1 protein-coding gene is annotated in these 1,167 nt (G+C 64.2%); it reads right to left on the bottom strand.

Annotation, left to right across the window (positions count from 1 at the left end; translation table 11 throughout):
• A partial coding sequence (locus tag B7Z76_RS16215) for a CsgG/HfaB family protein (protein WP_291345297.1) occupies nucleotides 1-1,167 on the bottom strand: 1,167 nt, incomplete at both ends.

Below are 1,167 nucleotides of genomic sequence, written 5' to 3'. Positions count from 1 at the left end.
ACAGGATGCTGACGGGCAGTTGAGGCAGCCTGGTCGAGAGCCGACATGTCACCACCGGTGACATCGGTCGCGCCATAGTCAAACTTCACGTTCGACTGACCAGATGGCGCCTCCATCTGGCCGTTTTGCACCGGCGCAGATGATGTTTGGGAATTTAACGTCGCGGCACTGCCAGCTGCCATAGTGGATACATTGCTCGCGGCAGGGGTCGGGGCTGGCACCGGCACAGGTACCGGCATACCGCTATTGTCAGCCTGCGGCGCAGCAGCCGGGGCCGGGGCTGGCGTTGGCACCGGAGCGGGCGTTGGCACCGGGACTGGAACCGGCACGGGCACTGGCACGCCAGTATCGGCCTGCGGCGCCGGGGTTGGGGCAGGAGCTGGCGCAGGCGCCGCGACGGCGGCAGCCACCGGCTTCGGCGCAGGCGGCGCATTCGGGGTCGGCACCGCAATGCCAGCAGAGTCAGCTGCCAGAACCGGGTTAGCCGGCGCAGCGGCCGGGGCCGGCGCGGGGGCGGGAGCCGGGGCAGGAGCTGGCGCAACAACAGCCACAGCCGGTGCCGGGGCAGGAGCGGGCGCTGGAACAGGCGGTGGTGGGGCAACAGCCGGGGCGGCGGTTGCAACCGGCGCTGGCGCCGTCGGCGCAACCGGCGCCGGGGTGGCAGCACCAGCACGGTCAGCGGCTAGATATTGTTCGGCAGTTTCCTTCGGAATCCAGCCCGTCGCGGTAGCAAGGCAAGGTTCTGGCGCCAACCCTTCGGCATATGCCACCAGGCGGAACACGCCTTCTTCAAGCAAGGTGCGCACACCAAGCTGCTCAGGCTCCTGGCTCTTGTTGCCAATGTTCAGGTTGTAAAGATTGTTGCCAAAGAACTGAAAGATGTTGAAACCAACTTCATAGCCAGTCAGCTGCTTCACGAGGCTGACGGACTTGACGATCAGCAGCGAACGGCTGTCCACCAATTCAAGGTCGATACCCACATCTTCAGTGTAAACGCGGTCTTTCGGGCCAAGCTGATTAACCTGGAACTGCACGCCGCCGGACTGGATATTATAATTCAGCTCAGTGATGCCGCCGGTGATGTAATATTGCGACCCGATGATGCTGCCGCCGTAATACGGGATCCACGGCACCTGCTTGGCGTCATGCCCGGCACCCACAACGTGA

The sequence above is a fragment of the Acidiphilium sp. 20-67-58 genome (genome assembly GCF_002255515.1).
Classification (GTDB): Bacteria; Pseudomonadota; Alphaproteobacteria; order Acetobacterales; family Acetobacteraceae; genus Acidiphilium.
The sequence above is the reverse complement of the archived record's forward strand: the minus strand, read 5'-3'. Positions and strand labels throughout refer to the sequence as shown.